Source organism: Mycoplana sp. MJR14 (assembly GCF_029210525.1).
Classification (GTDB): Bacteria; Pseudomonadota; Alphaproteobacteria; order Rhizobiales; family Rhizobiaceae; genus Mycoplana.
The window spans coordinates 1-24,664 of sequence record NZ_JARGEO010000016.1 but is presented as its reverse complement, the minus strand read 5'-3'; the positions used below and the strand labels follow the sequence as shown (position 1 = coordinate 24,664).

The following is a 24,664-nucleotide window of genomic DNA, read 5'->3' as shown; positions in this document are numbered from 1 at the left end:
GCACAATTTAGGTCTGCATTCCACCCCTTCTGTTAAGACGAACCACTAGGGAAAAGCATCGGATTCACAAGTAGTTAGTCGCCAACGTGCCGGTTCCCGGCTCTGAGGCACAATTCTCCCAATTGCAGCTTCCGATGGTGTAAATTGCTGGCTGGGGACCCTGGTTCCTGATGCCAGCCACATCACATCATCTGCACCACGCCCGCCAGAAGCGCCGTTCAGCAGATAATGACTACCGTGTCTCGTGTTTCACGATGAACTGGGGATCACCGTCGGAGGCGAAATGAGGCCCTGCAGTATCAGTGGGATTATTCCTCCAGCCTTCAGGCTTTCGACCTCTGCCATCGTTTCGATGGCAGCGGTTGCCACAAATGCGGTTTCGTCGCCATTAACCCGCCTGATGGTCACGTTTATGGGACAACGGGGGGCGATGAGATCTTCGCTCGCTCTGATCTCGAGTATCCCCCATCTTCAGGTTCAGCACCGAAGGCCCGTGCTGAGAAGGCAACCTCATGATGATGTCCCAGGATGTGGTGCAGCTATCGGCGATTACCGTGCCTTCCGGACAGAGCCGGGAACGGATCAGCTTGCCGCAGCGGGTAGGTTGATGAACGGATCATCGCTCATTGCGGCGATTGTCTCAAGGGACAGGTATCTGGAGCGCTGAACGGCCCACTCGTCATTCTGCTCGAGCAGCAGTGCGCCGACGAGGCGCACGATGGCGTCGTCGTTGGGGAAGATGCCGATGACCTCTGTTCTCCGCTTGACCTCGCCGTTCAATCTCTCGATAGGGTTGGTGCTGTGCAGCTTGGTCCAATGCTGTCGTGAAAAGGTCATGTAGGCCAGCACGTCCTGCTCAGCATTGTCCATGAGGGTGGCGAGCTTTGGCACCTTCGGCCTAATCTGGTCGGCGACGTTGCGCCATTGCTGGCTGGCGGCCTCCGGTGTGTCCTGGGCGAAAGCGGTTGCGATGAAGGCCGAGACCACGCGCCTTCCGCTCTTTCCGGCATGCGCCAGCGCATTGCGCATGAAATGGACCCGGCACCTCTGCCAGGTGGCCGATAGAACCTTTGAGACAGCGGCCTTGATCCCTTCATGCGCATCTGAGACCACGAGCTTGACGCCACTGAGACCGCGTCTTGTCAGCTTTCGCAGGAACTCCGTCCAGATCGGCTCCGCCTCGGACGTGCCGATCTCCATGCCCAGAACCTCGCGGCGACCGTCGGTGTTGACGCCGACGGCGATGATGACGGCGACAGAGACGATGCGGCCACCGCGACGGACCTTCAGGTAGGTGGCGTCGATCCAGAGGTAGGGCCACTCGCCCTCGATTGGCCGGGCCAGGAAGGCTTTGACCCTGTCGTCGATCTCTTCACAAAGGCGACTTACCTGGCTCTTGGAGATGCCACTCATCCCCATCGCCTTGACCAGGTCGTCGACTGAGCGGGTCGAGACGCCCTGGATGTAAGCCTCCTGTATGACAGCGGTCAAAGCCTTCTCTGCCATACGGCGCGGTTCAAGAAAGCTCGGGAAGTAACTGCCTGACCGAAGCTTCGGGATGCGCAACTCGACAGTCCCGGCCCGCGTCTCCCAGTCCCGATCGCGGTAGCCGTTGCGCTGAGCGAGCCTGAAGGCATTCTTCTCGCCATAGCCCGCGCCCGTCTTCGCGCCGACCTCCAACTCCATCAGCTTCTCGGCGGCGAAGCCGATCATCTCGCGCAGCAAATCAGCGTCGGCGCTCTTCTCAACGAGCGAGCGCAGGTTCATCATGTCGTCGGTCATCGGTGGTCTTTCCATCAGGTTGGTCTTCAACAACCCGACCCTACCGGAAAAACACTGGTGACCACCCCACCAGCTATACCACATCCTGGGACATCATCAACCTCATCGGCAGTATCCCCATGCCGATGAGGTTGGACCGATGAATGCGCTCGAAGCTCAATGCAAGAACGGCTCTGACGCCCAGGAGTGAAACGCCTTTCGCCGCCCAGTCGCGTGACGACCCCATGCCGTATCTTTCTCCCGCGACGACAACGACAGGCTGGCTTTCGGCTGCATACTTTTGGGCGGCATTCCACAGCGGAAGAACCTGTTTGCGACGGCCAATGAATTGTGGAGCCGGCTGGGATCCCGTGATCAAGTGATCAAGCATGTTGTCGGCCGTTCTGTTCGTAAACAATCCGCGAACCATTGCCTCCCAGTTGCCGCGCCGCGAAGCGTAGACATTCAGGTCCGTCGGATTGTCGCCCAATAAGGGTTGATTTTTGGACGCCGATTGACACTTACCGCTTTTCGTCAGTGAACCATGAACAGCAGGCGTTCAGAGAACAAACGTACAATATGACGGTGTAAATTCTTACGGCATCTGATGAGCCACGAAAAAACGTCGACGTTAGGTCGGTGGCAATTACTTCGGTCGCAAACCGTGCCAAATCCAGATCGCTTCCGGCGGCGCCCCATTCGTCATAAGGCGAAGCCGCCGTCACAGTACCAGTCGCTGATGGAGGCAGCCTGATAAAGAGCAGCTTCCCAAGAGTTCACCATGACTTCGGTGAAACTGAGGTATCGGCGATTGAGGTCCTCCCGGACGCCCTCGGGCCCGGCAGAGTGGTGGATCTCCCGTAAGGCGCGACGGGCATTCTGAAACTGCCGCGCAGCCTGCGAAGCATAAAGCTTGGCAAGATTGAGCTTCTCGAATTGGTTTTGAACCCTGGCTGCGGTTACCGCATCCCAATTGTCGGGAGCGTGCACGAAGAATATGGCAACGGGTGGGGCCCCCTCGACGATCTCGGCGTACAGCCAGCGATCGGCGCTGATGTCGTCATAATAAGCATTTAGCCACTGCTCGGCCGCTTCCGCTGAGAAGGCTGTTCCCTTGCCGTGATTGCAATCCTTGCAGCAGGGCACAAGGTTGATCGGGGTCACCGCAAGAGCCGGGTGCTGTGCCTTCGGAAGTGTATGGTCCAATGTCGAGACGCTGCGATGGCCGCAAAACGGACACATGTCGTTGACCGCTGCCATCATGAGTTCGTCATAGATGTGCCTGCCACGACTATTTCCCCTGGCCATGTGCCGGGTATAAAGTGTCTCCATTTCTGCGCTGGACACTGCACCCACGTGGGTGGCTGTTGCGATCAGATGGTCCGTGCCAGCGGAAGCTTCAGCGTCGAAGGTCGCCTCGGCTGCTCCGATGTGCGGTCGGGCCGCGAGTAGACGTCCACGCAGGCCCGGATCCTGGACACCGGCCCTACAAGTATCGAACGTGGTGAGCGCGTCCATCACGGGCTTGTCAATTGTCCACAAAGCTCAGGCTCCCTGGTCACGGGTCGCGACCAGAGCACGTGCAATGCCGCGCGCCTCGTCGCCCAATTGACCGCCGAACCGTTCCACGATGTCCTCATAATCGAGGCCTTCATCCACCGCTTGACTGATCATCGTATGGAAGCCGGACTCGGTGACCTCCAGACCGAAGATGGCGTGGGTCAATGTCCCAACGTTTTCCCCAAAGGTCTCTTGAGAGGGCCTTTCGATCACTGTTCGGCGTCCCGAGCGCCTGATCCGCCAAACGCAATGACGGGGGACCTCCTGCAGGATGACAGGGGAGTGCGTGGCTATGATCGCCACGCCGTTCCTATTGATAAGGAGGTCGGAAAGGGCGCGGATGAGGGCCGACAGGAGCGGCGGATGCAAATGGGCCTCCGGCTCGTCCACCAAAACGAGCGCCCGCTCCTCGAGCAACTCGACCAGTCTGGTGATGGTGAGAAGAACGATCTTGTGACCGGAACTCATTTTGCGGAATATGGCCCGCGCGAGCTTTCTCACTTCGGCGTGTGCTTCCTTTGAGGGCATTTCCTGGATGACGCGGTCGTAGTCATCGATGATTTGCCAGACTTCGGCACGCTCGAAGAGCCTATCGTATTCAAGGATTTCCAGGGCTCGCCTCCACCGCTCGCGCTTGGCGGTTTGAGCCACGATCGCGGTGACGGATCTACCGAAATCCGTGGCAAGATCTTCAGGCGATTTAGGCGGTTTAGCGACTCCGTCGGGATTCTTCGTTTGATGCTTAAGGCCGACATACTGGTACCGAACGGACGTGGATTTGTTCTCGCGCACCGGGAGGGGTTCGAACGGGTCGAACGCGCTGAACGATACCGACACGATACCCGAGAACCCTAGGCTAACGTCCTCGTCGTTTTCATCCCCGGCCCATTTGAAGTGCCCGTACTCGTCGTCCTCCGCGCGGACGAGGGCATTGGTCATCTGATTTACCGTATGGGTCTTCCCCACCCCGTTACGGCCGATCAGCACGTGAACGTTGGTCGGCGGCGAGGCCTCTACCGTAACGGCGTATTCGAATGTAGGGGGCGCCGGTGCCCTTTGCTGCCTCGGCGGGGTATAGGAGAAGGAAAAGCTCGTGAGGCGCGCTCCGCCAGTCGCCATCCGCCGGAACTGGCCCCGCACCGTTTTATCTGACACGTAGCGGAGCAGTGATATGCCGGTAACGTCCTCGTCCAGCGCCCGCTCGTAGAGCGCTGCGTCGAGCGCGAAGTCGCGCATGGCGCTCAAGTATGTGGACCGTACCGCGGGATCGAACTCGTTGAGCTTCTCGTAGTAGGTGTCGTCTTGGCCGACTGAGAAGAACTTTTCGCCAAGGCCCGTGAATTCGTTCGGCAAGTCGGGTCTACGCTGCCCGCTGGGCATGTCGAACGATCCGATCTTCACTTCGCCGATACTGTGACCTTCACCTTCCTCGTCGAAGTAGTAGACCGAGTACATTGTGTTGTACTTAAACCAGTCGTCCCAGGCGTCTGTAAGCAAGTATACGACGCCTTGGCCTTCGCGGGGGCGCCTTTGCCCGTGGGGTATAACTACAAATCGCAATGGGTACTCCCCGCGAACCAGAGCAAATCGTCGGCATGGTTCTTGCGCGATTAGTGTTCAAATTGCAACCTTCTAGGGTGAAGAGGAATACGGAGAAATCGAAACTCCGATCTGGCAGTTCTATGTGCGCGCAGGGTGGGCGCTAGCATGAGAGGCTAGGTGCTTCGCTTCGATTGCAGCGACCGTATTGCTTCCGAAAGGCATGCGGACCGGCGGCTGATCGACGTCGGCGAAGAACCTGTCGGGCAAAGTTCTCCGGGTCTCCAGGTTGGTTGTGGTGACGGCGCTTGATAATGGCGGCTTTCTCGGAGCTCCTTTCTTTAGACAGCGCCGAAAGCCGATGGATGGCGGCAGCGGCGTTGAACGAGGACGAGGCCTGGCACCAGCGTCAGCCTTCAAGCTGCCGTGCCAAGCGCTTGATCGCGACGCGATCGGAATCGACCACCAAAAAGTGGTGATGGATATCCCTGGATCCAGGTGCCGGAGACCCGCCCCTCGCCGATCTTTGAAAGGATTAGCCCGACGGCGGGATTGAACCGGCGAAGCGGCATGCCGCTCTCCGCATGCAAAGCGGGCACGTCCACCGAATCCTTTGATAGGATGAGCGGGATGAGCTGAAGCGCATCGGCGACGGGATCGCTTCCCATGCAATGCGGGTCGAATGTCAGGAATAGATCCTCTCGGACATGCACCCGGGGCAATTGTTGTGATATGAGGTGAGTCAGGCTCACGTAGCCGTCCTCGGCGAGGTCGGCGGCCGCCTCGGCTAGTTGATCCGTCGAGAGGCTCGGGAAGGCCTTAACCAGGGAGTCCTCGTCCACGTGTCCGGGCAGGCCATCGTCAGATGTAATACAGATCCATTTGCCCACGGCCGTGCCTCCCGGGCTCAGATCGCCAATGGTCTCGGTAGGTGAAATCATCGCATCCTCTTCGTCCTGTACGGCCGGAGATGGCAAGGGCAAGCCCGCCAGCATCTCGTCGATACGCCGGACGACCTTGCGGCAGAGCGCAGCGAAGGAACGGACATCGGCGGCCACCAACTCTACAGTCTCGCCCAACTTCGCCTCCTTGGCGTGCTGTACGAATTTCGCATCCACCACACCGAGATTGTGCCCAATCAAGTGCCTCTTTTGGATGTTAAGAGAAAGCACTGTCCACTTAACCTTCTTGGCTGACGAATGACATGACGGTTTCGATGGGTCGTCTGCCCATGTTGCGGTAGCCGAGATGGGGCCGTTCGGTATTGTAGTGGGTGAGCCAGGCATCGAGATCGGCCTGCAGGGCCGCGACGGTCTCGTAGAAGGTTTCGCGCATCTTGACGCGGAAGAATTCGTCGAGGACCGTACCGTTGAAGCGTTCGACGAAGCCGTGGGTCCTGGGTGTGCGGACCTTGGTGCGGCGATGCTCGATGCCGTTGAGATCGAGATAGAGTTTGTAAGGGTGGTTCTCCGCGCCGCAGAATTCGCGGCCATTGTCGGTCAGCACAGCCCTCACCGGCAGGTCGAGCCTGCGATAGAATGGCAGCACTTCGTTGTGCAGCACGGCGACGGCGGCCTCCGGCTGCTTGGAGACGTGCAGGAAGCCGAAGGCGTAGGAGCCGAAGGTGTCGACCACCGCATGCAGGTAGACCTTGCCGACGCCCTTCAGCGAACCGACGAAGAAGGTATCGGCCGACAGGAGTTCGCCGGGGCCGGAACTCTCGACATGGCGTTCGCGGAAGCAGGGATTGAGCTTTTCCAGGAAGGCGGCCTGTTCCGCCGTGATGTCGATCGCCTTTTCGGCATTGGCATTCTCCAGCGCCAGCCAGCGCTCGACGCGGGTGCCCAGGCCATGGTCGTTGAGGATTTTCTGGATGGTGATCGACGACACCCGCACACCCTCCAGAGACAGCAGCGCCTCGAAGCGGTTGCAGCCATAGGCGGGATGTTCCAGCGCCAGCGCCTTGATCTTCGCGACCGTCTCGGGCGGGGTCGTCTGCGGGTGGCTCTTGTGGATCGGCGGCAGGTCCTTCAGGCCCTCGAAGCCCTGGGTCTGGAAGCGCCGCTTCCATTCGTAGAAGCTCGTCCGGTCCAGGCCGCGCTGGCGGCAGGCCTCCGCCACGTTGCCCAGTTCCTTCGCCAGTTCCAGCACGCTCAACCGGTGCTGGGCAAGCTTGCTGTCGGCGTCACGGCCGACTGGGGCATCCTTTGCTGCTGATCGCCCCATAAACAATCCTCCCTTCCAACAAATAGCACGGAAAGAAGGTTAAGTGGACATTTGATATTCGCGCAACACGACCAACAACCCACACGATCAACAACGGTGTTGTCAAACGAATACTTATCTCTAAACTTACTCCGTTGGATGTAAAGACATAAACACTCCACCATCTCATAGACGTATGTATTATCAATACAACGCAACATCACTAATAAATATCCATGATTTACATTAACAAACGATCGGCGCCTATTACAATCAATTGATCGGAGGGGATGGTCATGAAGCTCCAAATCATCGTGGGTATCGCGATATCTGTCATGGCGAATTCCAATGCATACTGCTCGGATATAACCAGCGCCGTCCCGTTTCTATCTAAGCTCAACGAAAAAACATTCCGAGCGCGTCCGAAAGGCACAGATCTTCAACCTGAGCTGATGATCATCCCGTACCCCGACGACAACGCAATCTCAGTGGGTGAGGGAATAGATTTAATTACCGGCCGACGAAAGCTTCAAAGATGCATTACCTTCAGTGACACAACAAAAACAAACTTCTATATCAAAGAATCCAGTTTTTCTGAAGTCACTGACGAAGAATCGCTGTGGCGGAAGCTAAGCATGTCGATCTCCGCACGAGCTAGTTATGCAGGATATTCTGGAGGAGGTAGTTATAGTTCCGTAGTAGAGACGAAAACCTCGTCAAAGCATATTACTACAATTGCCAAAGCATTCCTGAAAACCTATGTTGACACGATAACCACCTCAACCGAAAACTCGACATCAATAGACTTAACTGACAAAGCATTTGATCTCGCGAAAAATACACCAGCCGAATTCAGAAGGATTTGTGGGGACGGATTCGTTGTCCAAATTACCTATGGAGCAAGTCTATATGGAATTCTCCAATTCTCTACGAACGATTTCCAAAAAAAGGAAACAACAAAGATCGCCGTAGATGGCTCAGGTCCATCCGGTGTGTTTAAGGCGGAAGCCAATAAACAGATGGATGAGATTTTTGACAAGAAAGTTTCCGAAGTAAACATTCAGGCAATCGAGCAAGGCGGGGCAGCATCGAAGATCCCGACTAGTCGCCAAGACCTGATAGATAATTTTGAATCAATAGCTACCCGCGCGAAGGACAACGAACGCCCCCTATTCGTTACCGTCCTGAGATACAATGTTTTACCTCGAGGGCGAGACCGGTTCTATGTCGAAGTTGTCAGCGGCTTAGAGGCAATGGTTAAGCGTTCCCTAAGGCTACGAACCCTTCTAAATGAAGCACGCGACGCCCACGTCCACAGACGAGCTTTCGAGGACGGTCCCGCAGGGGATTACGCTAAACACGACTATGTTTTCGTCCCGCCGCTTGAGGACGGCCGTCGAACTACAGCCGGACTACAATCGTTTGGAGACGAGTTGCAAACTCTGATCGACGATGTGAACGCTCAAATATCCCTATGCATTGAACAAACGAGTACTGCGAACTGCATGGTTCCGCGCCTCATTGATATGAATGACTACAATTTTAGAGCGGAGGCAGCACTTCCGATAAATGATATTGCACCGGCTACACTTCAAAAAATCGTAACTGCCTCAAATTCTGGCATTTCAATTGTGAAGACAGCCGCCGCGTGCTTATTAGCAAGAGTAATACAGCAAAAGAAGATCTACGCGGTCGATCGGATTAGATGCCTAGACGACAACGAATGTTCAAATTCGACAATACTCAAAGAGGCCGAAGGCAAGGTGTATGACGGCTTGATTGTCGATGAGAGTGACTGCAGCTCCCCTCTCGTAGTCGCAGAAACTGATAAAATGGAAAAATAATTATGGAGAGATGAGATGGCAAGGATACCTATACCTGCCAACCATATGGTTCGTCTTCATGCTGTACCTAACGCTGGAATGCCCCAGGTTTTCAGTACATTTATTACCGTATTAGGGCAGCGGGAGTGTATTGATGATAAATTACCTCCAAGCGTGGGCTACAGACATTACATTGAACTTCCCGTTGATTGGGTCCTCGACGTCGTTGGCGGCCATTTTGACCACGGCGTTTACAAGGGGAGCAATGAAGCCCGATACGACCCAAATGCCAATCCGGTGATGATTGGATACGACGACAGCGGCGGCCCTGGGGTGGATTTTACCAACCTAAGGGTGTTCGTCGAAAAAGTGCGCATGAATTCTCTTGGCTTAGCTAGTGGACATATTAGTGCGAAAACATCGCAACTTTTCAACTTGATGGCGTTGAGAGCAACTTTGGAGTCACCGAGGGTATCCATGACGAAATACCGCCTGAAGTTGACAGACGGATCCGGTGACGATGGGTATGCAGTTCTACTAAAGAAAGAAGCTTCTGTGTGGGACGATGACAGCTCATCAGGTCACGAGATCAGTGAAATAACTCAGGGAGGCAATGTCTATGAATTAAAAACTGGGCTTGCATGCAGTGACGGCGCCGGCGGCAATTCGTTGTTATTGGTCGGCGCTAGTTGGTCGATGCAAGCAGGTGATTCTGGTTCTGCACATCGACAGAAAGATCCCGCAAATTCAGTCGAGGAAGATTGGATCTGGCTGGTTGAAAGCGTACGGAAGGTATAGCGGTTATGTTGACCTGCGTTGTCACAGTCGAACGCGTGTATGAACATCGCTAGGCACCCATCATGCAGAGAGCTACTTGATCTGGTACGCAAGCCGGCGTTGCACAAACGCTGGCTTTGAACCCTCGAGAATCTTCACGATAGCCTCATTGATACGCGGATTCTCGATAGATCCGGATTCATAGGTAAACTTGTAGCCCGCCGCTTTGTCCAAAGTCACGTAAAGTACCTGCTCGGCATCCGCCCCAACTGCCAGATTAGGATTGTGCGTGACCAAAATCACTTGCCGCGTCTTCTTGGCCTCGCGAATACAGCTCGCCAGGACGGTAAATATGCTGTCGTTATCGAGATTATCTTCCGGCTGATCGATAATCAGCGGCGTTTTCTCCATGTCGAGATGCAGATAGAAGACCAGGAGCAGCAATCCCTTTTCACCAGGAGATAGCTCGTTTAGATTTTTCCCACCAAGACGAAGCTCGTACCGCGCGTCAAAATATTCAAATGAGAACAGCAGGTCATATAAACGCTTTACGTCCTTCACCTGCTTTGTGATGCCTGCCTCCGCGATATCTGCGACTATTCTATTGGCAAAAGCTAAGATGCTCTCGACATTATTCCAGTCCACATCCGCCATACGGCTATCAAGTTCAGCTTGCCCCTGCGCAGTGCCGCGGAATGGACCGCTCGCCGACTGGTTCAAATGATCGAAGAAATCTTCCGCGAAGTCGTGAGATGGCACGAAAGAGGCATCAATCGTAACCATGAACGCGTCAGAATTGATTGTCGTCAGCCGGTCTTCCACGCTCGTTTTGAGGGCTTCATAGAAAGTCCGAACCTTCGTCTTTGCTTCAAATATAGACCGTGAAATCTTGTCGCGTTCCTCGTATCTTTCGTCAAGTTTGGCGCGCAGCCCGTCTTCGATATAGCGAATGCGTCGCTCAAGATCCTTGATGGTACCAGGCTTTGGGCTTTCCTCTTCCCCCATAACGGCGTTCATTTTTGATTGAACGTCCGATAGGGCCTGCACGTATCGCTGATATCTGCGTTGTGGCGCGGACAGCGTTTCCTGCAAGCCTTTAAGTTTCTCAGCCAGAAACTGATATGCTGCACGAAGATCGGGCACGCTGGACAGCGCGGACAAATCGGTATCGTCGGAAACCGGCTTTCCGCTCGCAAGTTCCAGCGCCTTCACATCAGCTTTGAGCGCAGCGATTTTGTCCTCAAGCGGCTGTGTGTCGATCCGGTGCGAAACAATGGCATCGATATCGAAGCCAAACCTTTTGCAGGTGGCGCGAAGTTCCTCTTTGCCTTCCTTGACCTGCGAGTCGATTGTGGCGAGGGCTTCCTTGAGCGTACCAAGCTGAACAAGGTCCGTTTTCAGCGCCGAAGCGCGTTCTACCGCGGCTCTGCCTCGCTCTTCGATATCTTCCTGAAACTGCCTCACTTTTTCGATCTGACGGGTGACGACCTGCTGCTCTGGCGTTTCCCCTTCGGGCTTCGGCTCTTCCTTGGGTTTCGATTTTTCGAGGACGCGATATTCTTCACGCTTCTGATTTAGCTCTTCGTTGAGCCGGGTTTTGGTTGCCGGATCGGCCTGATTTTCCAGATCAACGATTTCGATATTGAGTTCGCGAAGCCGGACCTTGAGGGCGCTGATATCGCTCTTGCTGTGAACGGTTTTAAGCTCTTCAAGCTCCGCGAACGTTGATTTTCCCATACGATCGGATTCCTCGACATGGGAGAATACAACCTCTTCGATTTTTCGACGAAAGGCTTTGACTTCGATCTCGTTGGTAAGGCTCTCAAAGTAGTTTTGGGGAAGGTATTTTACGGCTTCCGGCTTGAGCGTATCCACATCGGCATCAAGTCGTTTCGAAGGGTGTGCTCCGCTCGCCCAAATCAACTCACCAGTAAAGTTCTCTGCGTAGCCCTTTTGCCTGAATTTTCTGTTCCGGGCATCGTCGGTCAGAAAGGAGAAATGGTCGAACTGTCGCGATTCGCCTAGAAGACCGATGATGTCGGCGATAGCGCTCTTACCGCTGCCCTTGTTGCCGATGATCGCGGTAAGCTCTGGGTTGAACGGAATATCCACGTTCTTGAACCAGGAGCCATTATTGCCGGGATAGCCGGTCACCTGATCCGCTTTGAGCCCAGCAATAAAGCGGGTGGCATCTTGATCGAGGCGCTCCAAGACTGCCGGACGTTCTCCGATATGAACGCGGCCCTTCGGCTCAAAGAGAGTCTGCCGCAGTCCACGAAACGTCAGGTCGGCCTTAATCCACGTTGGCTCGTAACCGGCCTCGTCCCCCGACAAGCGGGCAAGGTCTCCAAACGAGTGCGCATCAGAACCAGAATAGACCGGCTTCTTATGGCTTTCGGAGCCGTCTTCATAGCGGTCAGATTTCAAAAAATGGTCCGTATTCTTCGATGATCCGAAGAAGGCATCGCTTGCCTTATCAAGCTCGTCGGAAATCGACATGCTGCGCGGCGATTTGTTGTCAACGCCACGAAGCCCATCGTTATTTGCTGCCGTGACAATGATGTAGGCAGTCTCGTCCGGGAAAACCTTCGCGAGAGCTGATTTAAGGTCAGTAATGCTAACCGTGGCCTGCTCGTAGTCCTCTTTGGAGGTTAACTCCCGGCAGCGCAGGCGCGCTCCATCGCGGGTTTTGTGCGTACGCAAATCACTTAAAAGAGTGCCGAGTTTTTCCCGCGTAGCAACGTTGGGATCGATCAGCACGTGGGTGTGAACGTTACGTCCGTCAGAACTAACCGTTTCAATGAGGCGAAACTCGATATTCGGAACGAAGAACTTTTCGCTCTCTGGGTGGTGTTGTCGACAGGCCTCCGAAACCGAAAAATAGCTATCGAAGGAGAAGTAGTCGGTAATACCGAAAGCCTGAACATCGGAAGCTTCGAGCTCGTCAACGTAACGTTTCAGAGTCTCGTCTGTCGCTCCACCATAACTGTCAGACAGCTTCGTTCCCGGTGCATGTAGATGTAAATCCCACCGCTTCCAAGTTGAACCTATCTTTTGAAGAAAATCTGGCACCCCAAGCACCCCATCTTACCGTGCAGCTTCAGCAGCGATATGTCCAGAATCGTGTTTTCGAATCCATGAACAGATGAGGAATCAACACGCCTAAGTAGTCAATAGGCAATGCCCTTCGCCAGCGGACAGCCCTTTCCGACGGCACCCAGCATGACCGCCGCTAGCATTGTGGTCGTTGATCTCCGAACTGCGATCGAAGCAGCGTGGAAATAGCCGTCCATCTGAACCGCGACGCGCAAGGCGAGACAACGAGCATGGCGACGTTGCTTGACCAAAGCTCCGATGGCCGACATGCCAGGCGTGCGATCTTCGGATCGGCAGGGTCGGGGCTGCACCGTGGTGGTCGCTGCCGCAATAGTCGATCTTCCAGAAGTTCAGCATCTACCTGCTCTGAAGCTGACGGTGCTCTCTCCGCCCGTAGTAATCTGAGCCGACCGGCAGCTTTCAGGAAATTGCCGCGGCTGCCTGAATGACTGATTGGCAGGCGAAGCGGAGACAATTTCTGCTGTGGAGGGCGGAAGCGGACGTTCCGAGGAACGACGCCAATTGCGAAAGGCGAACACAGAACTTCTTGCCCCAAGGTCTGGCCTAAACGGCTACGAAGGAAGTTGCCTTATCCAGTCGTCGAACCGGGCGTCTGAGGCCTGCACCTTAATATCCGTATCCGAGTTCCCGTCGGAATTTAGCCCTCTAAAGTCCCGAGCCGCTTTTCCGTACTGCTGCTTGAATGCTCGGACAAAATGATCGCCGCGCAAAAATCCGAAATCGGCGGCGATATCGGAGATGCGGCGTGTATCGCTAGGATCAGCCAGGATCCACTTGATCCGTTCAAGTCGTCGGCTTTGGATGTAATGCAGAACGCCACCTTCGGCCTCGAACAATCGGTAAAGCGTCCTCCGGGACACGCCAACAATATTGCAGATCGTGTCGATACTCAGCTCTCTGGCATCGAGGTGAGCCTCGATGTAGCGTTGAGCGCGTCGGAACAGAACGAGCTCCAAGGCGGGACGTGCGGCCTCCTGATTGACGAGAGATGGGCCGAGACAAGCCGCCAGCATATGGCATGTGGCTTCCGCCAAAGCCGTCTCATCCCCCGACGGCAGTGTTGGCAATCGTCGGGCCAGCATGTCGATGTACTCAGCGAGAAGAACAGCGTGAGGACCCGTCGGCGCGGAACCATGCAACTCTCCCAAATTGTGAAGCCTCTCTTCCAGCAACGACCTCGGCAGGAAAAGGGCGACAAGATTGCAGTCGGGTTCGTCACTGACGAGTTCGGCGGATAGGTCGAGCACGGACACCTGACCGGCGGTCCCGACGAACTCGCCACGGGCCGTATTCGCTCTCCATCCACCCGTCCGATAGAGGTTCAGCACAAAGTGGTCCATGCCGTCCCGGCGCGATCTGGCGGCCGATCGTGTGTAGCGTTGCGCGCCTAACTCGGCGTCAGTGACGACCATGTCGCCCAACTGGAAGGCCTCGACGCTCGCTTTGAACGGTGAACTGCTGCCGTGCGGTCGTTCGACATCGAAGACGACATCGATGCTCTCACGCCAGACGTCGAAGTCCTGGCTGGAGAATATTCGGAAGAAGACTACCGTCCGATATTCGGAGATTGTACGCCGCCCACGATGGCCAGCCGGCGGGCAGCCCCGCGCTATACCTCAATCAGCGTTGGCTGCTCAGCGACTACATCGATCCGGCTCAGACCTTCATCACCTGCCCGAACCAGGACGTCGTGTACGGCCTCGGGTTCTTCGATCTCGACAAGCAACCAGTCGTGGCGCAGGTTCCCGATTTCGGAGATCGTTTCTGGGTTTACGCCCTCTATGATGCCCGGACCGACCAGTTCGCCGATCTGGGCAAGCCCTATGGCAGTCAGCCGGGCTTCTATCTGCTTGTCGGTCCGAACTGGAAGGGTGAGGTGCCGGACGGCATCACTGGGGTGTTCCACTCCCCGACCTCTCTCGCCAATGGCATCCCCCGTATTTTCCAGGACGACACGCCTGAGGACAAGGCAGCGATCCAGCGGCTCATCGACCAGGTCGTGTTCTACCCGCTGACGGAGGGCGAACAGTTGGAAGGATCGAAGACCTATTCGATCACCTTCCCTGAAGGCCAGGAGCCGCCGGTCAACGGCTTCTGGTCGCTGACCCTCTACAACGAGGAGCATTTCCTCCACCCGAACGACCTGAAGCGTTATTCGCTCGGAACGAAAAACAAGTCGCTGAAGCGCAACGCCGATGGCTCGCTGACCCTCTATGCCGGCGCGAAGAACCCGGGCGGCGACAAGGAGAGCAACTGGCTGCCAGCTCCGGAGGGTACGTTCTCGCTCTACATCCGCGCCTACTGGGGCAAGGAACCGATCCTCGACGGCTCTTCTCTTGGCAGCCACCGAAGATCCAGGTTGAAACGCCCTAATTGGCTCCAAGTATCATGGACCTACTGGTCAGGGCTCCGCCAAAAAGCCGTGCCCTGACCGCACTATTTTTGGATGACTTCGCCAGTCCTCGGTGTCCGCTTTTGAGATACCGCATGGATGGACTGTATGTCCGAGACGGCGGCGCTTTCCGGACGAAGCATCATGACGGCTCACACGCAACGCTGCCACGTAGCGCGATCAAAGTTAGCGGCATTTCCCGAAAGCTTGGCTGGAATTTCTATTCTAATTCAGATGCGCAAGCCGTTTTTGGTGGTCTTTGCTACCTAATGCCGAGACCTGATGGAATCCTACTGGATCCGCTATCCAGTCTTCGAAAGAGCAACACCGGGCCCACGCTCAGCCGTCGAGGGGATGAAGACCACCGACTTGCGCTCAAGCGCTGCCCGCACTTTCTCGACAGCGTCGACGGTAACGGTTTCGTCCGCGGCCTCAACCCTGATGATGATTTGTCGGCTAACGCCTGCTTCTTGGGCCAGTTCATCTTGGCTCGCCCCTGCCAGCGCCCGAGCGGCCTTAATCAACTTCATCAGCGAAGGAATTGTGTCCATAAGAAGAGCAAGAACGAATCCTTTGCTCGTTGTCAACAATGGGACGAGAAAATAGGACTCGTTTCGAAACTGCGCTCCACCATAGGATGCATATAGACCGTAAATGATCACTCAGCAGGCATTTCGCTTACGGTGTGATCTTTCTGCATAGATTATCTACTTAGGGTAGATTTGACTGCGCGGAGATACCCCACTAGCTGCGAGAACCTCACCAATTCACCAGATCACGGAAGTGTGAACACGTATAATAGCCACTAGAAAGGCAAAACAAGCAAGGATTCAGTTGGCTCTCATGAATGTTGACAATATATATTTCAGGTCATGAGTTATGCTCATTAATAGAATTCAATCCTTTTATTGAGATACCCTTCGAAGAATTCGATGCCGGATCCTTACACACCTGAAACATGATTTGCTTTTCACCTTCTGGATTAATTTCATGCACTGCACAACTAATTAGTTACTTGCATTGCTATATGGATACAGTCTAACGTGGAATTTCCTCGCGAACTGGCGAGTGACGGAAAGTGGAGGTTGGCCGTGATGGACGGGACCGACAACAACAACCACGAGTCTGCCGCTTCAAAGCCCGGCAAGCAGACGCCAGTGGCAATCTACCGCATGACTGCTGTGCAATCAGAAACTGCCATCGAACACCAGGCAAAGCTGTGCCAAGCCTACGCCGAGGCTAAGGGATGGTCCGTGACGCGCTGCTACGTCGATGACGGGTGCTCCGGACTAGACCCCATGCTGGCGGTGGCCAAGCGGAGTTCTCCCCCCTTTCAGAAAATAATTGTCGTCGACCAAACCGGGACCTGTAGAGGTTTAGTGCGCTCTTCCAGTGGCTCACGGAACGCGGCATCGAGCTTTGGACCGTTAACGATCTTTAAGATTGCTCTAGCAACACGGCATCGTTGATCGAGTGCCTCGCAATTGTTGCTGCCAGCATGGCAGGCCCACGCGATACCGAGCGATGGAGACCGACGTGTCAGTTCCTCGTAACAGCGAGACAAAGTGAACGCGTTTTCGGCCGATATCGACCCGAAAAAGCAGCCACGTAATGGCACTGCGCAGTTCGCCGAGCGGCGAGATCCGAGATTGAGAACCCTATCCCGGCCTTTGATTGAAATCGGTAGCTCAACAGCATCGGGGGACGAGTAAAGATGGGAAGCAATGACCCTTATGGCTATCCGCCGCGCGGCCTGACCGCGATCGACGCCGCCCGATATCTCGGAATAGGCCTGCACTTATTCAGCGAGATGGTGAAGGATGGGCGCTTACCCCGACCAAAGTGCCTCAACAGTCGCGTCGTCTATGACCGCATCGCTCTCGACGTCGCGTTCTCGGCACTGCCCGAGCAAGAACGGGATGCGCGTTCGTCGTTTCAAAAGCTGCTCGATTCTAAGCCGGTGCAGAATTGATCTTATTCTGATGCGAGGATCGCAAAAATGGGACGTAAGCCGAAGTTCAAAGACTACCCCAACGTCCGCGAGCTGAAGGGAGGCAAGCTCGTATTTCGACATCCACTACTGGGGCAACGAAGTCTACCGGGCGAGATCGGTTCCGAGGAATTCGCCGCAGCCTATGAGGAGTTGAGGCTGCTCGTCGCAAATCCCGCCGCCACTAAGATAGTTGTGAAAAAGCCAACGTTTGCCGACGCTTTTATTGAATTGCAGAAATCCGAAGATTGGGCGATGTACACTACAGATACGAAGGCAGGTCATCAGCGTCACGCGAAAGTCTTCCTTGAAGCTCGGGTTTCTCCCGACACGATGGCAACATTCGGCGAAGTGGAAATTGACACGGCTGAGGAGGAAATCTTGCCGTTGTTGCGCAGTCAGGTGGCTAGCCACTCCTCACCCTATAAGGCGAAACGCGTCGCGATCGTCATTCGCAAGCTCTATGCCGCCGCAGTAGAAAGAAAATGGTGTCTGCGGAACTTGGCGAATGACATAAGCCAACGCCCACTTCCACCGTCCAAAGGCCACACGCCATGGCCACCTGAGCACGTCGAACGGTTTGAGAACTTCCATATGTTGGGGAGTGCCGCTCGGACCGCCTTCGGGCTCGCTCGTTTCGTGGGCGGCCGGCGTGGTGACGTCGCTCTCATTTCATGGAACCAGCTTCGCCCGTATCGCTTCATCGATGACGGCACCGACGAGGTCCGCGTTGTGACGGTAATTGAATTCTGGACAAGCAAAGACGAAAATAACGGCGGAAACGAGTTTGTGACGGTGGTCGTTCGTCCCGAACTTCAGGAAGTGCTGGACGCTCTTGATCGGACCAAGGGGGGGACCATCCTTAAGACGCGCTACGGCAAGCCGTTCTCCCAGAAGAGCCTGACGAACCATATGGCCGTTTGGTGCGAGCAAGCCGGTATCCCACCCGGTTACACCCTGCATGGACTGAGGGCGACCTTCGCCAATGAAATTGCCGAGGGCGGCGCCGATCCCTTCGCCGTCCAGAAAGCGTTGGGTCACAGGAATTTTCGGACAACTCAGATCTATCTCAAGAAGCTAGACGCGACGCCCATGGCTGTACGAGCTGCGGACGCGGCGGCACGAAGAGCGGCGCAAATCCGAAGGATTCGAGATAGTGAAAAGTAGCCCGATCCAAGAGTCACTTATCGATTTGTGACTCGTTTGTGATTCTTATGGTTAACCCATTGAAATGGAGTAAAGATGGTGGGCCCGGAGGGACTCGAACCCCCAACCAAGCGGTTATGAGCCGCCGGCTCTAACCATTGAGCTACAGGCCCCGCCGCGAAGGCGGCTCGGGGTCAATGGTGGCCCCGGGGAGTTTCGTCTAGACGAAATCTTCGCTGCCCACAAGCGCCGCCGCAATGCGTACACAATCGCACTGGATGAAGCGTGCGAGGACAACCAATGGGAGACCCCCTCATGCTTCGAACAGGATTTTCGCGCGCGCTGGGCGGCGCGGCGGTGGCAGTGGCGCTCACGGCGGCAGCGGCCGCGCCGGCGCTGGCGCAGGAGACGCGGCCGCGCGAGCCGGTGATCATCGTGACCGGCGAAGGCCGCTCGGATGCAGCCCCCGACATGGCGATCGTCGATCTCGGCGTCGTCAAGGATGGCAAGACCGCCCGCGAGGCGCTGGACGCCAACAACGCGGCGATGGCGGCGGTGATGAAGGCGCTGAAGGAGGCCGGCATCGCCGAGCGCGACCTGCAGACCTCGGGCTTCGTCATCAGCCCGCAGTACCAGTACCCGCAGGGCGACGGCAGCGAGAACAAGCCGCCCGTCCTCGTCGGCTTCCAGGTCTCCAACATGCTGTCGGTGCGCATCCGCGACCTGGCCCGGCTCGGCGCCATCCTCGACCAGACCGTGACGCTCGGCGCCAACCAGAGCGGCGGCATCCGCTTCACCAACGACAAGCCGGAAGCCGCCATCAGCGAGGCGCGCAAGAAGGCGGTCGAAGACGGCATCGCCCGGGCGCGCGAACTGACCGCCGCCGCCGGCATCGAACTCGGCAAAGTGCTGGAGATCTCCGAGACCTCCTACCGTCCGCAGCCCGTGCCGATGATGCGCGCGGCGATGGCCAAGGATTTCGCCGCCGAGGCCGTGCCGGTCGCAGCCGGAGAGACCAGCTATTCCGTCACCGTCACCATGACCTTCGAACTGAAGAACTGACCTCGCGCCACCCGGGCGTCTGCCGCCAACGGACGCCCGGGCCGCCTCCCCGATCGGGGGAACAGGCGGGCCCGCCGGGACGGCGTGGCCTCGCAGTTCGAGCCGGCCACCGCCGGCATCGATGACGGAAGGGCCGGACAGCGCCGGCCCCTCTGCCGCACTTGCACGATGCGGAGACGGGGCGATGGCTTTCGAACTAAAGAGCTGACAGAGCGCCACCCGGGCGTCCGCGACCGACGGGCCCCGTGTCGCCTCCCGCACCCAGGGGAATGAGCGGACGGGCCGGGACCGTGGCCTCGATGTTCGAGCCAACCGCCGCCGGCATCAACCACCAAAGTGTCGGGCAGCACGCCGGAACCGCCTGCCGCATGCAGGCGACGTCGATGGGCAGCGATTGCCGGCGATATTGCCGCCGGGGGCCGCATCGAACGCGGCCGGCATCGACCACGCAAGTACCGGACGACGCCGGGGCCGCGCCGGTCGCGGCGGGCGCAGGTAGCCGGGCGGTCTCCTGACTGTCACCATGATCTCGCCTGAAATTTCGCCCTGAAGGACCCTGAAGAACTAACCTCGCGCCACCCGGCCGTCCGCCGCCAACGGACGCCCGGCCGCCTCCCGCGCTCCGGGAAATAGCGGCCCGGCCAAGACGGCGTGGCCTCGATGTTCGAACCGACCACCGCCGACCCACCACGCTTCCGCGCGGCCCGGCCGGAGCCGCACCGCGTTCACAACTGGCGGCATCCTCGTGCAGGGCCGCGCCGGGACGGTTGAGGGCAAAGCGCCTCGGCCACCGGGCCAGACCCCTTCCCCGCAAACACGAAAAGGGGCGGCGCCGGATCGCACCGCCCTCCCTATTTCCTGTGGGCAAGGAGATGGCCTCCTTGCGCGTGACCGGCTGTGGCGCCGCTCCCGCCCGTTCCCTTTAGCGCCAGAGCGTCGGGCAGCGGGCGACGTTGGCGAAGGCGACCTGGGTGTAGCGATGGTGGCGCCAGCCCTCGACGACGACGCGGCGATGGTTGACGGCGGCGATGCGGGCGCCGCGCAGGCCGTGGCTGCGGGCCTTGTCGACGGCGATCCACGGCGCGCAGCGGCCGCGGCGATCGTCCCAGCGGTCATGGCGGCCGTGGCGCTCCGGGCGGTGGCCGTAGTAGCCGTCGCGGTAGCCCGCCGTCTCGATGCGGATGTCGAGCCCGCCCGCAGAGGCGGCCGGGGCGGCGGCGGACAGGCCGGCGATCGCGATGGCGGCGACGGCCAGCGCCTTGCCAAGGAAGGTCTTGCCACGAAGGAATTGTGCAGAAAGGTTCGACATGGTTGCGCTCCATCGATTGCGCCGTCGAGTGCAGCAGGGCATCGTCCGTCGCGGGTTTCAATGAAGCCACCCTATCCATGCGGGGCTGAACGACAGCGGAACCGCGCGTTCAGCCATCGTTCAGCCGAAAAGAGAGGACTGGGAAATGTGGGGCGGCCGCCGCGCGATTCCCGTCCGGCGGGCTTCCGACTGCGCCTCCGCCCCCCTATCGCAAAAGCCTGCATCGATGCGCCGCTGCCGGTCCGCATGCAACCCTGCGCGGCGCGCCTCCAACCCTGCGGCCTAGCGAGCGCGCGCCGCGCACACCTCGGCCCGCACGCCCGCCTGCGCAGGCGCCTCCATCTGCCGGAGTGCTGTGAGCACGCTAGGCGCCGGCGTCGGAAAAGAACGACAGGCGAGAGATCCTGCCGCCGTCGATTTCAATGAGCAGCACCTTTTCGACCGACGTCGCCCGTGCCGAAGCGTCGCGGCCGCGCGCCGTCACCCGGATCGCCACCGGCGATCCCCCGGCCGCCTGCATGACGACGGCGTCGCCGAAGCTCTCGTCGCCTGCGGCGAAATGGCGGGCGAGCCGCTCGCGCAGCGCCTCCCGGCCGTGGTCGCTGCCCGCGCCGATCCCGGAGAGGGCGACGTCCTCGTCGCAAAGGGCGGCGATCGCCGCATAGTCGCGCGCGTTCAGCGCCGCGACGAGATCGCCTGCGATGGCTGCTGCATCCGGCATGGCACCGTTCCTCCGTTGTCTATTCTCCTGCCGGCTGCAATGCGCAGGCCCACCCCGGTGTTCCGCAACGCGCTGTCACGGCCCCAGATGCAGGACGATCTCGCGCTCATGCGGGCGGTCGCGATGCTCGAAGAGATAGAGCCCCTGCCAGGTGCCGAGCGTCAGCCTGCCGCCCGTCACCGGTATGCCGATCGAGACCTGGTTGAGCGCCGCCTTGATATGGGCCGGCATGTCGTCCGGCCCTTCCATCGTATGGACGATCCAGCGCATGGACGGGTCGTCGGACGGCGGCACCAGCCGGCGGAAGAAGGCGTCGAGGTCCCGCCGCACGTCGGGATCGGCATTCTCCTGGATGAGGATCGAGCAGGAGGTATGACAGACGAACACCGTCAGAAGCCCCTCGTCGATGCGGCTTTCGCGCACGAAGGCGGCCGCCTGCGTCGTGAACTCGTAGAGCCCCTGGCCCCGGGTCCTAAGGGTAATTTTCGTCTGTGGCACCCTGTCTCCCTGCTTTCATCACATCACGCATCCACCACCCGCCCGGCGCTTGCGTGGACGCCGGGCGGAAGGGCGGCGCTCACAGCTTCAGGAAGCTCTGAAAGCCGCCATAGATCATGCGCTTGCCGTCGAATATGTCCTGCCATTGCTCGTCCGCCAGCCGCGGATCGTCCATCACCTTGGCGACGACGGCATCGCGCGTCTCGCGGCTGTCATAGGTCACCCATGAGAAGATCACCACCTCGTCGTCCTTGGCATGGACGGCCCGCGGAAAGGACGTGAACTTGCCGTAGGGCACGTCGTCGCCGACGCACTCGACATAGGAGAGTGCGCCATGCTCCATCCAGATCGGCCCGGCAATGCCGGCCAGCGTCTTGTAGTCATCCAGCTTCTGTTTCGGAACCGCAATCACGAATCCATCGACATAGGGCATTGATACCTCCTCTGCGGGCGGCGCATCCGCGCCGCCGTCCGCCGCGTCGCGCGCGGCCTGCACAGGACGAAAAAGCCGGCCGGCTTCCGACATCCGCCCCGTGCCGGGACGGCACGGATGGCAACGGAGGCCGCGGCAGGACCGGTCTCGGCCGGTCGGGCTCGTCCTGCGGATGGAGCAGGATACGCCCGCCCCGACCACCGGACAACTGCGACCCTACCACCATTGCCGGAGAGACAATTAGCCATCTCTGATATAATCTCTGCCGCGCTCGGTCGGTCTGGAAGCACCGGGAGGGGCGGATGTATGAGTTGCAGCGCCTTGCGATCGCACTCGCCGGCTCGGCGATGCTTTGGTGCGCGCCCATGGCGTCCGCCGCCGAGGTCATCGGCCAGGCAGCCCACATCCGCACCAGCGTCACCGGCGACGGCCGGGAGATGGCAACGCGCGACCCCGTCCACCGCGACGAGCGCATCCGCACCTCCCGCTCCGGCCTGGGCCAGTTCGTCTTTCGCGACGGCACCAAGCTTGCGGTCGGCTGGGGTTCCTCCATCGTCATCGACCGTTTCGTGTTCGATGACAGCAATTCGCTGAAGAAGCTGACGCTGAACACCGCCAGGGGCACGTTCCGCTGGGTCAGCGGCCGCTCGAAGAGCACGGCCTACGAGATCGTGACACCGGCCGGCACGATCGGCGTGCGCGGCACCGCCTTCGATTTCTACGTCGGCCCCGACGGCACCACGGCGATGGTGCTCCTGAACGGCGCCGCCTCCTTCTGCGGCCGCGGCGGATGCCGGGAGCTGGCGCGACGCTGCGATTGCGTGATCGCCACCCCGAACGGCGGCATGACGAACGTGCAGCGGGTCAACCGCAACATATTGCGCCAGGTCGGCAATGCCAGGGCCCTGCCCTTCCTGTCCGGCGATCAGCAACTGGCCGGCGCCTTCCAGAGCGGCGCCTGCAGGCTGGAGGCGGCGTTGCAACCGCGGCAGGAGCGGCTCGAGCCACGACAGCGTCGACCCGAGCCGCCGACGCCACCCGAAAAACGCAGGAAGGTGGAGAGGCCGAGCTGGGATCGGCCGGACCGCGAAAAGCCCGGCCGCGACAAACCCGATTTCGACACGCCCGGCCGCGAAAAGCCGGATCGCGACAGACCGGGCTTCGACCGGCCGGACCGCAACGGCCCGGACGTCGGCGGACCGGACGGCGGCAGGCCGACCCGCGAGCCATCCGATCACGAGCAGCCCGGACGCGACAGGCCGAGCCGCGACAGACCGGATCGCGAAGGCGGCGGCCCCGACACGCCCGGCGAAGACGGCCCCGGCCGCGACCGGCCCGACTTCGATTGAGCCCGGCGCCCGTGACATTCACCTTCAGGCGACCGCCCAGCGTCTCAGGGCCTCGGCGTCCCTTGCCGGCGGCCGGCCGAACATCCGGCCATACTCCCGCGTGAACTGCGAGACGCTCTCGTATCCGACGGCAAAGGCGGCGCTGCTGGCCGATGCGCCTTCCGACTGCATCAGCCGGCGCGCCTCGATGAGACGCAACTGCTTCTGGAACTGCAGCGGCGACAACGAGGTGACCGTGCGGAAATGGCTGTAGAATGACGACGGGCTCATCCCCGCCACGGCGGCCAAGGCCTCGACGCGCAAGGGGCGGGCAAACTGCTCGCGCAGCACCGCCACGGCGCGGGCGACGCGCTGGGCGTGCCCCTCCGGCCAGCCGAAGCGGCGAATGGCTGCCCCGTGCCGTCCGAGCAGCAGCCAGTAATGCAGCTCGCGCACGCGCTGGGCGTGCAGCACCGGCACGGATTCCGGACGATCGAGCAAGCGCATCAGCCGCAGCGCCGCCTCCGTCACCTCGGCATCGGTCGGCTCGAAGCGGACGGCCACGCCCGCGCCGGCCGGCCCATTGCCCATCTCCACGGCGAGTTCCGCGATGATCGCCGGGTCCAGGTCGAGCACGAGCGACAGGTAGGGCCGCTCGACGCTGGCCTGCGTGATCTGGCTCACGGTCGGCACGTCCGCGGTGATCAGCAGCGAATCTCCCGCGCCGAACGAGAACATCTCCGCCCCCATCGCGACCTGCTTGGTGCCCTGCAACACGAGGCAGACGAGCGGCCTGGAGATCGCATGGACCAGTTCGCTGGGGGCGGTCGAGCGGATGGTCGTCAGGCCGGGAACCGGCGTCTGCGCGAGGCCGGTCGGGTCGGCATGCGTTTCCACGTAGCGGCGGACGGCATCGAGCAGCGTATCGGTCATGCGGCCACCCTAGATGTGGAGCCTCAACAGGTTGTCCTCGGATAATTCGAGGCGACTGATGGGTGGTTTT

The 24,664-nt window shown here is 58.9% G+C and carries 20 protein-coding genes, 1 tRNA gene and 1 pseudogene; 7 read left to right on the top strand and 15 right to left on the bottom strand.

Annotation, left to right across the window (positions count from 1 at the left end):
* Nucleotides 1–582 precede the first annotated feature (582 nt).
* The 6 genes and pseudogenes from P0086_RS23925 to P0086_RS23900 all read right to left on the bottom strand — a co-directional run bounded on the left by P0086_RS23925 (nt 583) and on the right by P0086_RS23900 (nt 7,086).
* Nucleotides 583–1,782, bottom strand: coding sequence for an IS256 family transposase (locus P0086_RS23925; protein WP_275790579.1), 1,200 nt, complete (start codon nt 1,780–1,782; stop codon nt 583–585).
* A gap of 97 nt (nt 1,783–1,879) precedes the next feature.
* Nucleotides 1,880–2,248 (bottom strand): annotated as a pseudogene (locus tag P0086_RS23920) (aconitate hydratase AcnA); the annotation flags it as partial.
* Between the two features lie 215 nt (nt 2,249–2,463).
* Nucleotides 2,464–3,279 carry a hypothetical protein gene (locus P0086_RS23915; protein ID WP_275790577.1) on the bottom strand — a complete coding sequence of 272 codons (816 nt, stop codon included), beginning with the start codon at nt 3,277–3,279 and terminating at the stop codon, nt 2,464–2,466.
* A 27-nt stretch (nt 3,280–3,306) separates the two neighbouring features.
* Complete coding sequence (locus P0086_RS23910) at nt 3,307–4,776, bottom strand: ATP-binding protein (RefSeq protein WP_275790575.1); 1,470 nt, start codon at nt 4,774–4,776, stop codon at nt 3,307–3,309.
* 500 nt (nt 4,777–5,276) lie between these two features.
* Nucleotides 5,277–6,002 carry a hypothetical protein gene (locus P0086_RS23905; RefSeq protein WP_275790573.1) on the bottom strand — a complete coding sequence of 242 codons (726 nt, stop codon included), beginning with the start codon at nt 6,000–6,002 and terminating at the stop codon, nt 5,277–5,279.
* A gap of 37 nt (nt 6,003–6,039) precedes the next feature.
* The gene (locus tag P0086_RS23900; RefSeq protein ID WP_275790571.1) at nt 6,040–7,086 is read right to left on the bottom strand and encodes an IS481 family transposase; all 1,047 of its coding nucleotides are present in this window, start codon (nt 7,084–7,086) and stop codon (nt 6,040–6,042) included.
* A 275-nt stretch (nt 7,087–7,361) separates the two neighbouring features.
* On the opposite strand from P0086_RS23900, the gene P0086_RS23895 reads away from it, so the two are divergent.
* Together P0086_RS23895 and P0086_RS23890 are read left to right on the top strand one after the other, a co-directional pair.
* Nucleotides 7,362–8,909, top strand: a complete 1,548-nt coding sequence (locus tag P0086_RS23895) for a hypothetical protein (protein ID WP_275790570.1) — start codon at nt 7,362–7,364, stop codon at nt 8,907–8,909.
* 15 nt (nt 8,910–8,924) lie between these two features.
* On the top strand, nt 8,925–9,686 hold the full coding sequence (locus tag P0086_RS23890; protein WP_275790568.1) for a hypothetical protein: 762 nt from the start codon (nt 8,925–8,927) through the stop codon (nt 9,684–9,686).
* 72 nt (nt 9,687–9,758) lie between these two features.
* Here the strand turns inward: P0086_RS23890 and P0086_RS23885 are convergent, their stop codons facing one another.
* Nucleotides 9,759–12,737 carry a TrlF family AAA-like ATPase gene (locus tag P0086_RS23885; RefSeq protein ID WP_275790566.1) on the bottom strand — a complete coding sequence of 993 codons (2,979 nt, stop codon included), beginning with the start codon at nt 12,735–12,737 and terminating at the stop codon, nt 9,759–9,761.
* Nucleotides 12,738–13,333: 596 nt separating this feature from the next.
* A complete protein-coding gene (locus P0086_RS23880) occupies nt 13,334–14,317 on the bottom strand; it encodes a helix-turn-helix domain-containing protein (RefSeq protein ID WP_275790637.1) in 984 nt (327 codons plus the stop codon).
* Between the two features lie 32 nt (nt 14,318–14,349).
* Between P0086_RS23880 and P0086_RS23875 the strand changes: the two genes are divergently transcribed.
* The gene (locus P0086_RS23875; protein ID WP_275790563.1) at nt 14,350–15,213 is read left to right on the top strand and encodes a DUF1254 domain-containing protein; all 864 of its coding nucleotides are present in this window, start codon (nt 14,350–14,352) and stop codon (nt 15,211–15,213) included.
* Nucleotides 15,214–15,476: 263 nt separating this feature from the next.
* Here P0086_RS23875 and P0086_RS23870 read toward each other — a convergent pair whose 3' ends face one another.
* Nucleotides 15,477–15,836 carry a helix-turn-helix domain-containing protein gene (locus P0086_RS23870; protein ID WP_275790561.1) on the bottom strand — a complete coding sequence of 120 codons (360 nt, stop codon included), beginning with the start codon at nt 15,834–15,836 and terminating at the stop codon, nt 15,477–15,479.
* A gap of 1,052 nt (nt 15,837–16,888) precedes the next feature.
* Here P0086_RS23870 and P0086_RS23865 point away from each other — a divergent pair.
* Together P0086_RS23865 and P0086_RS23860 are read left to right on the top strand one after the other, a co-directional pair.
* Nucleotides 16,889–17,146 (top strand): hypothetical protein, encoded by a 258-nt coding sequence (locus P0086_RS23865; protein ID WP_275790560.1) that lies wholly within the window; start codon nt 16,889–16,891, stop codon nt 17,144–17,146.
* Between the two features lie 27 nt (nt 17,147–17,173).
* Complete coding sequence (locus tag P0086_RS23860) at nt 17,174–18,331, top strand: tyrosine-type recombinase/integrase (RefSeq protein ID WP_275790558.1); 1,158 nt, start codon at nt 17,174–17,176, stop codon at nt 18,329–18,331.
* A 76-nt stretch (nt 18,332–18,407) separates the two neighbouring features.
* On the opposite strand, the gene P0086_RS23855 is transcribed toward P0086_RS23860, so the two are convergent.
* Nucleotides 18,408–18,483, bottom strand: a tRNA-Ile gene (locus P0086_RS23855).
* Nucleotides 18,484–18,625: 142 nt separating this feature from the next.
* Here P0086_RS23855 and P0086_RS23850 point away from each other — a divergent pair.
* Nucleotides 18,626–19,372, top strand: a complete 747-nt coding sequence (locus P0086_RS23850; RefSeq protein ID WP_112594284.1) for an SIMPL domain-containing protein — start codon at nt 18,626–18,628, stop codon at nt 19,370–19,372.
* 922 nt (nt 19,373–20,294) lie between these two features.
* On the opposite strand, the gene P0086_RS23845 is transcribed toward P0086_RS23850, so the two are convergent.
* The 4 genes from P0086_RS23845 to P0086_RS23830 all read right to left on the bottom strand — a co-directional run bounded on the left by P0086_RS23845 (nt 20,295) and on the right by P0086_RS23830 (nt 22,333).
* Nucleotides 20,295–20,681: a hypothetical protein gene (locus P0086_RS23845; RefSeq protein WP_275790556.1), complete on the bottom strand. Its 387-nt coding sequence runs from the start codon at nt 20,679–20,681 to the stop codon at nt 20,295–20,297.
* Between the two features lie 364 nt (nt 20,682–21,045).
* Nucleotides 21,046–21,402 (bottom strand): nuclear transport factor 2 family protein, encoded by a 357-nt coding sequence (locus tag P0086_RS23840; protein ID WP_275790554.1) that lies wholly within the window; start codon nt 21,400–21,402, stop codon nt 21,046–21,048.
* A gap of 75 nt (nt 21,403–21,477) precedes the next feature.
* Nucleotides 21,478–21,900 (bottom strand): secondary thiamine-phosphate synthase enzyme YjbQ, encoded by a 423-nt coding sequence (locus tag P0086_RS23835; protein ID WP_275790553.1) that lies wholly within the window; start codon nt 21,898–21,900, stop codon nt 21,478–21,480.
* Nucleotides 21,901–21,979: 79 nt separating this feature from the next.
* Entirely contained in the window at nt 21,980–22,333 is a 354-nt protein-coding gene (locus P0086_RS23830) for a DUF1428 family protein (protein WP_112594385.1), read from the bottom strand.
* Nucleotides 22,334–22,635: 302 nt separating this feature from the next.
* Here P0086_RS23830 and P0086_RS23825 point away from each other — a divergent pair, with 302 nt between their 5' ends.
* A complete protein-coding gene (locus P0086_RS23825) occupies nt 22,636–23,682 on the top strand; it encodes a FecR domain-containing protein (RefSeq protein ID WP_275790550.1) in 1,047 nt (348 codons plus the stop codon).
* Between the two features lie 24 nt (nt 23,683–23,706).
* Here the strand turns inward: P0086_RS23825 and P0086_RS23820 are convergent, their stop codons facing one another.
* Nucleotides 23,707–24,594, bottom strand: a complete 888-nt coding sequence (locus P0086_RS23820; RefSeq protein WP_275790548.1) for an AraC family transcriptional regulator — start codon at nt 24,592–24,594, stop codon at nt 23,707–23,709.
* Between the last annotated feature and the right edge of the window lie 70 nt (nt 24,595–24,664).

Excerpts from the sequence above, each read along its gene's own strand:
- P0086_RS23925 (WP_275790579.1), bottom strand. The coding sequence starts at position 1,782 with ATGACCGACGACATGATGAACCTGCGCTCGCTCGTTGAGAAGAGCGCC.
- P0086_RS23915 (WP_275790577.1), bottom strand. The coding sequence starts at position 3,279 with ATGGACGCGCTCACCACGTTCGATACTTGTAGGGCCGGTGTCCAGGAT.
- P0086_RS23910 (WP_275790575.1), bottom strand. The coding sequence starts at position 4,776 with ATGTACTCGGTCTACTACTTCGACGAGGAAGGTGAAGGTCACAGTATC.
- P0086_RS23900 (WP_275790571.1), bottom strand. The coding sequence starts at position 7,086 with ATGGGGCGATCAGCAGCAAAGGATGCCCCAGTCGGCCGTGACGCCGAC.
- P0086_RS23895 (WP_275790570.1), top strand. The coding sequence starts at position 7,362 with ATGAAGCTCCAAATCATCGTGGGTATCGCGATATCTGTCATGGCGAAT.
- P0086_RS23890 (WP_275790568.1), top strand. The coding sequence starts at position 8,925 with ATGGCAAGGATACCTATACCTGCCAACCATATGGTTCGTCTTCATGCT.
- P0086_RS23865 (WP_275790560.1), top strand. The coding sequence starts at position 16,889 with ATGGGAAGCAATGACCCTTATGGCTATCCGCCGCGCGGCCTGACCGCG.
- P0086_RS23860 (WP_275790558.1), top strand. The coding sequence starts at position 17,174 with ATGGGACGTAAGCCGAAGTTCAAAGACTACCCCAACGTCCGCGAGCTG.
- P0086_RS23850 (WP_112594284.1), top strand. The coding sequence starts at position 18,626 with ATGCTTCGAACAGGATTTTCGCGCGCGCTGGGCGGCGCGGCGGTGGCA.
- P0086_RS23845 (WP_275790556.1), bottom strand. The coding sequence starts at position 20,681 with ATGTCGAACCTTTCTGCACAATTCCTTCGTGGCAAGACCTTCCTTGGC.
- P0086_RS23840 (WP_275790554.1), bottom strand. The coding sequence starts at position 21,402 with ATGCCGGATGCAGCAGCCATCGCAGGCGATCTCGTCGCGGCGCTGAAC.
- P0086_RS23830 (WP_112594385.1), bottom strand. The coding sequence starts at position 22,333 with ATGCCCTATGTCGATGGATTCGTGATTGCGGTTCCGAAACAGAAGCTG.
- P0086_RS23825 (WP_275790550.1), top strand. The coding sequence starts at position 22,636 with ATGTATGAGTTGCAGCGCCTTGCGATCGCACTCGCCGGCTCGGCGATG.
- P0086_RS23820 (WP_275790548.1), bottom strand. The coding sequence starts at position 24,594 with ATGACCGATACGCTGCTCGATGCCGTCCGCCGCTACGTGGAAACGCAT.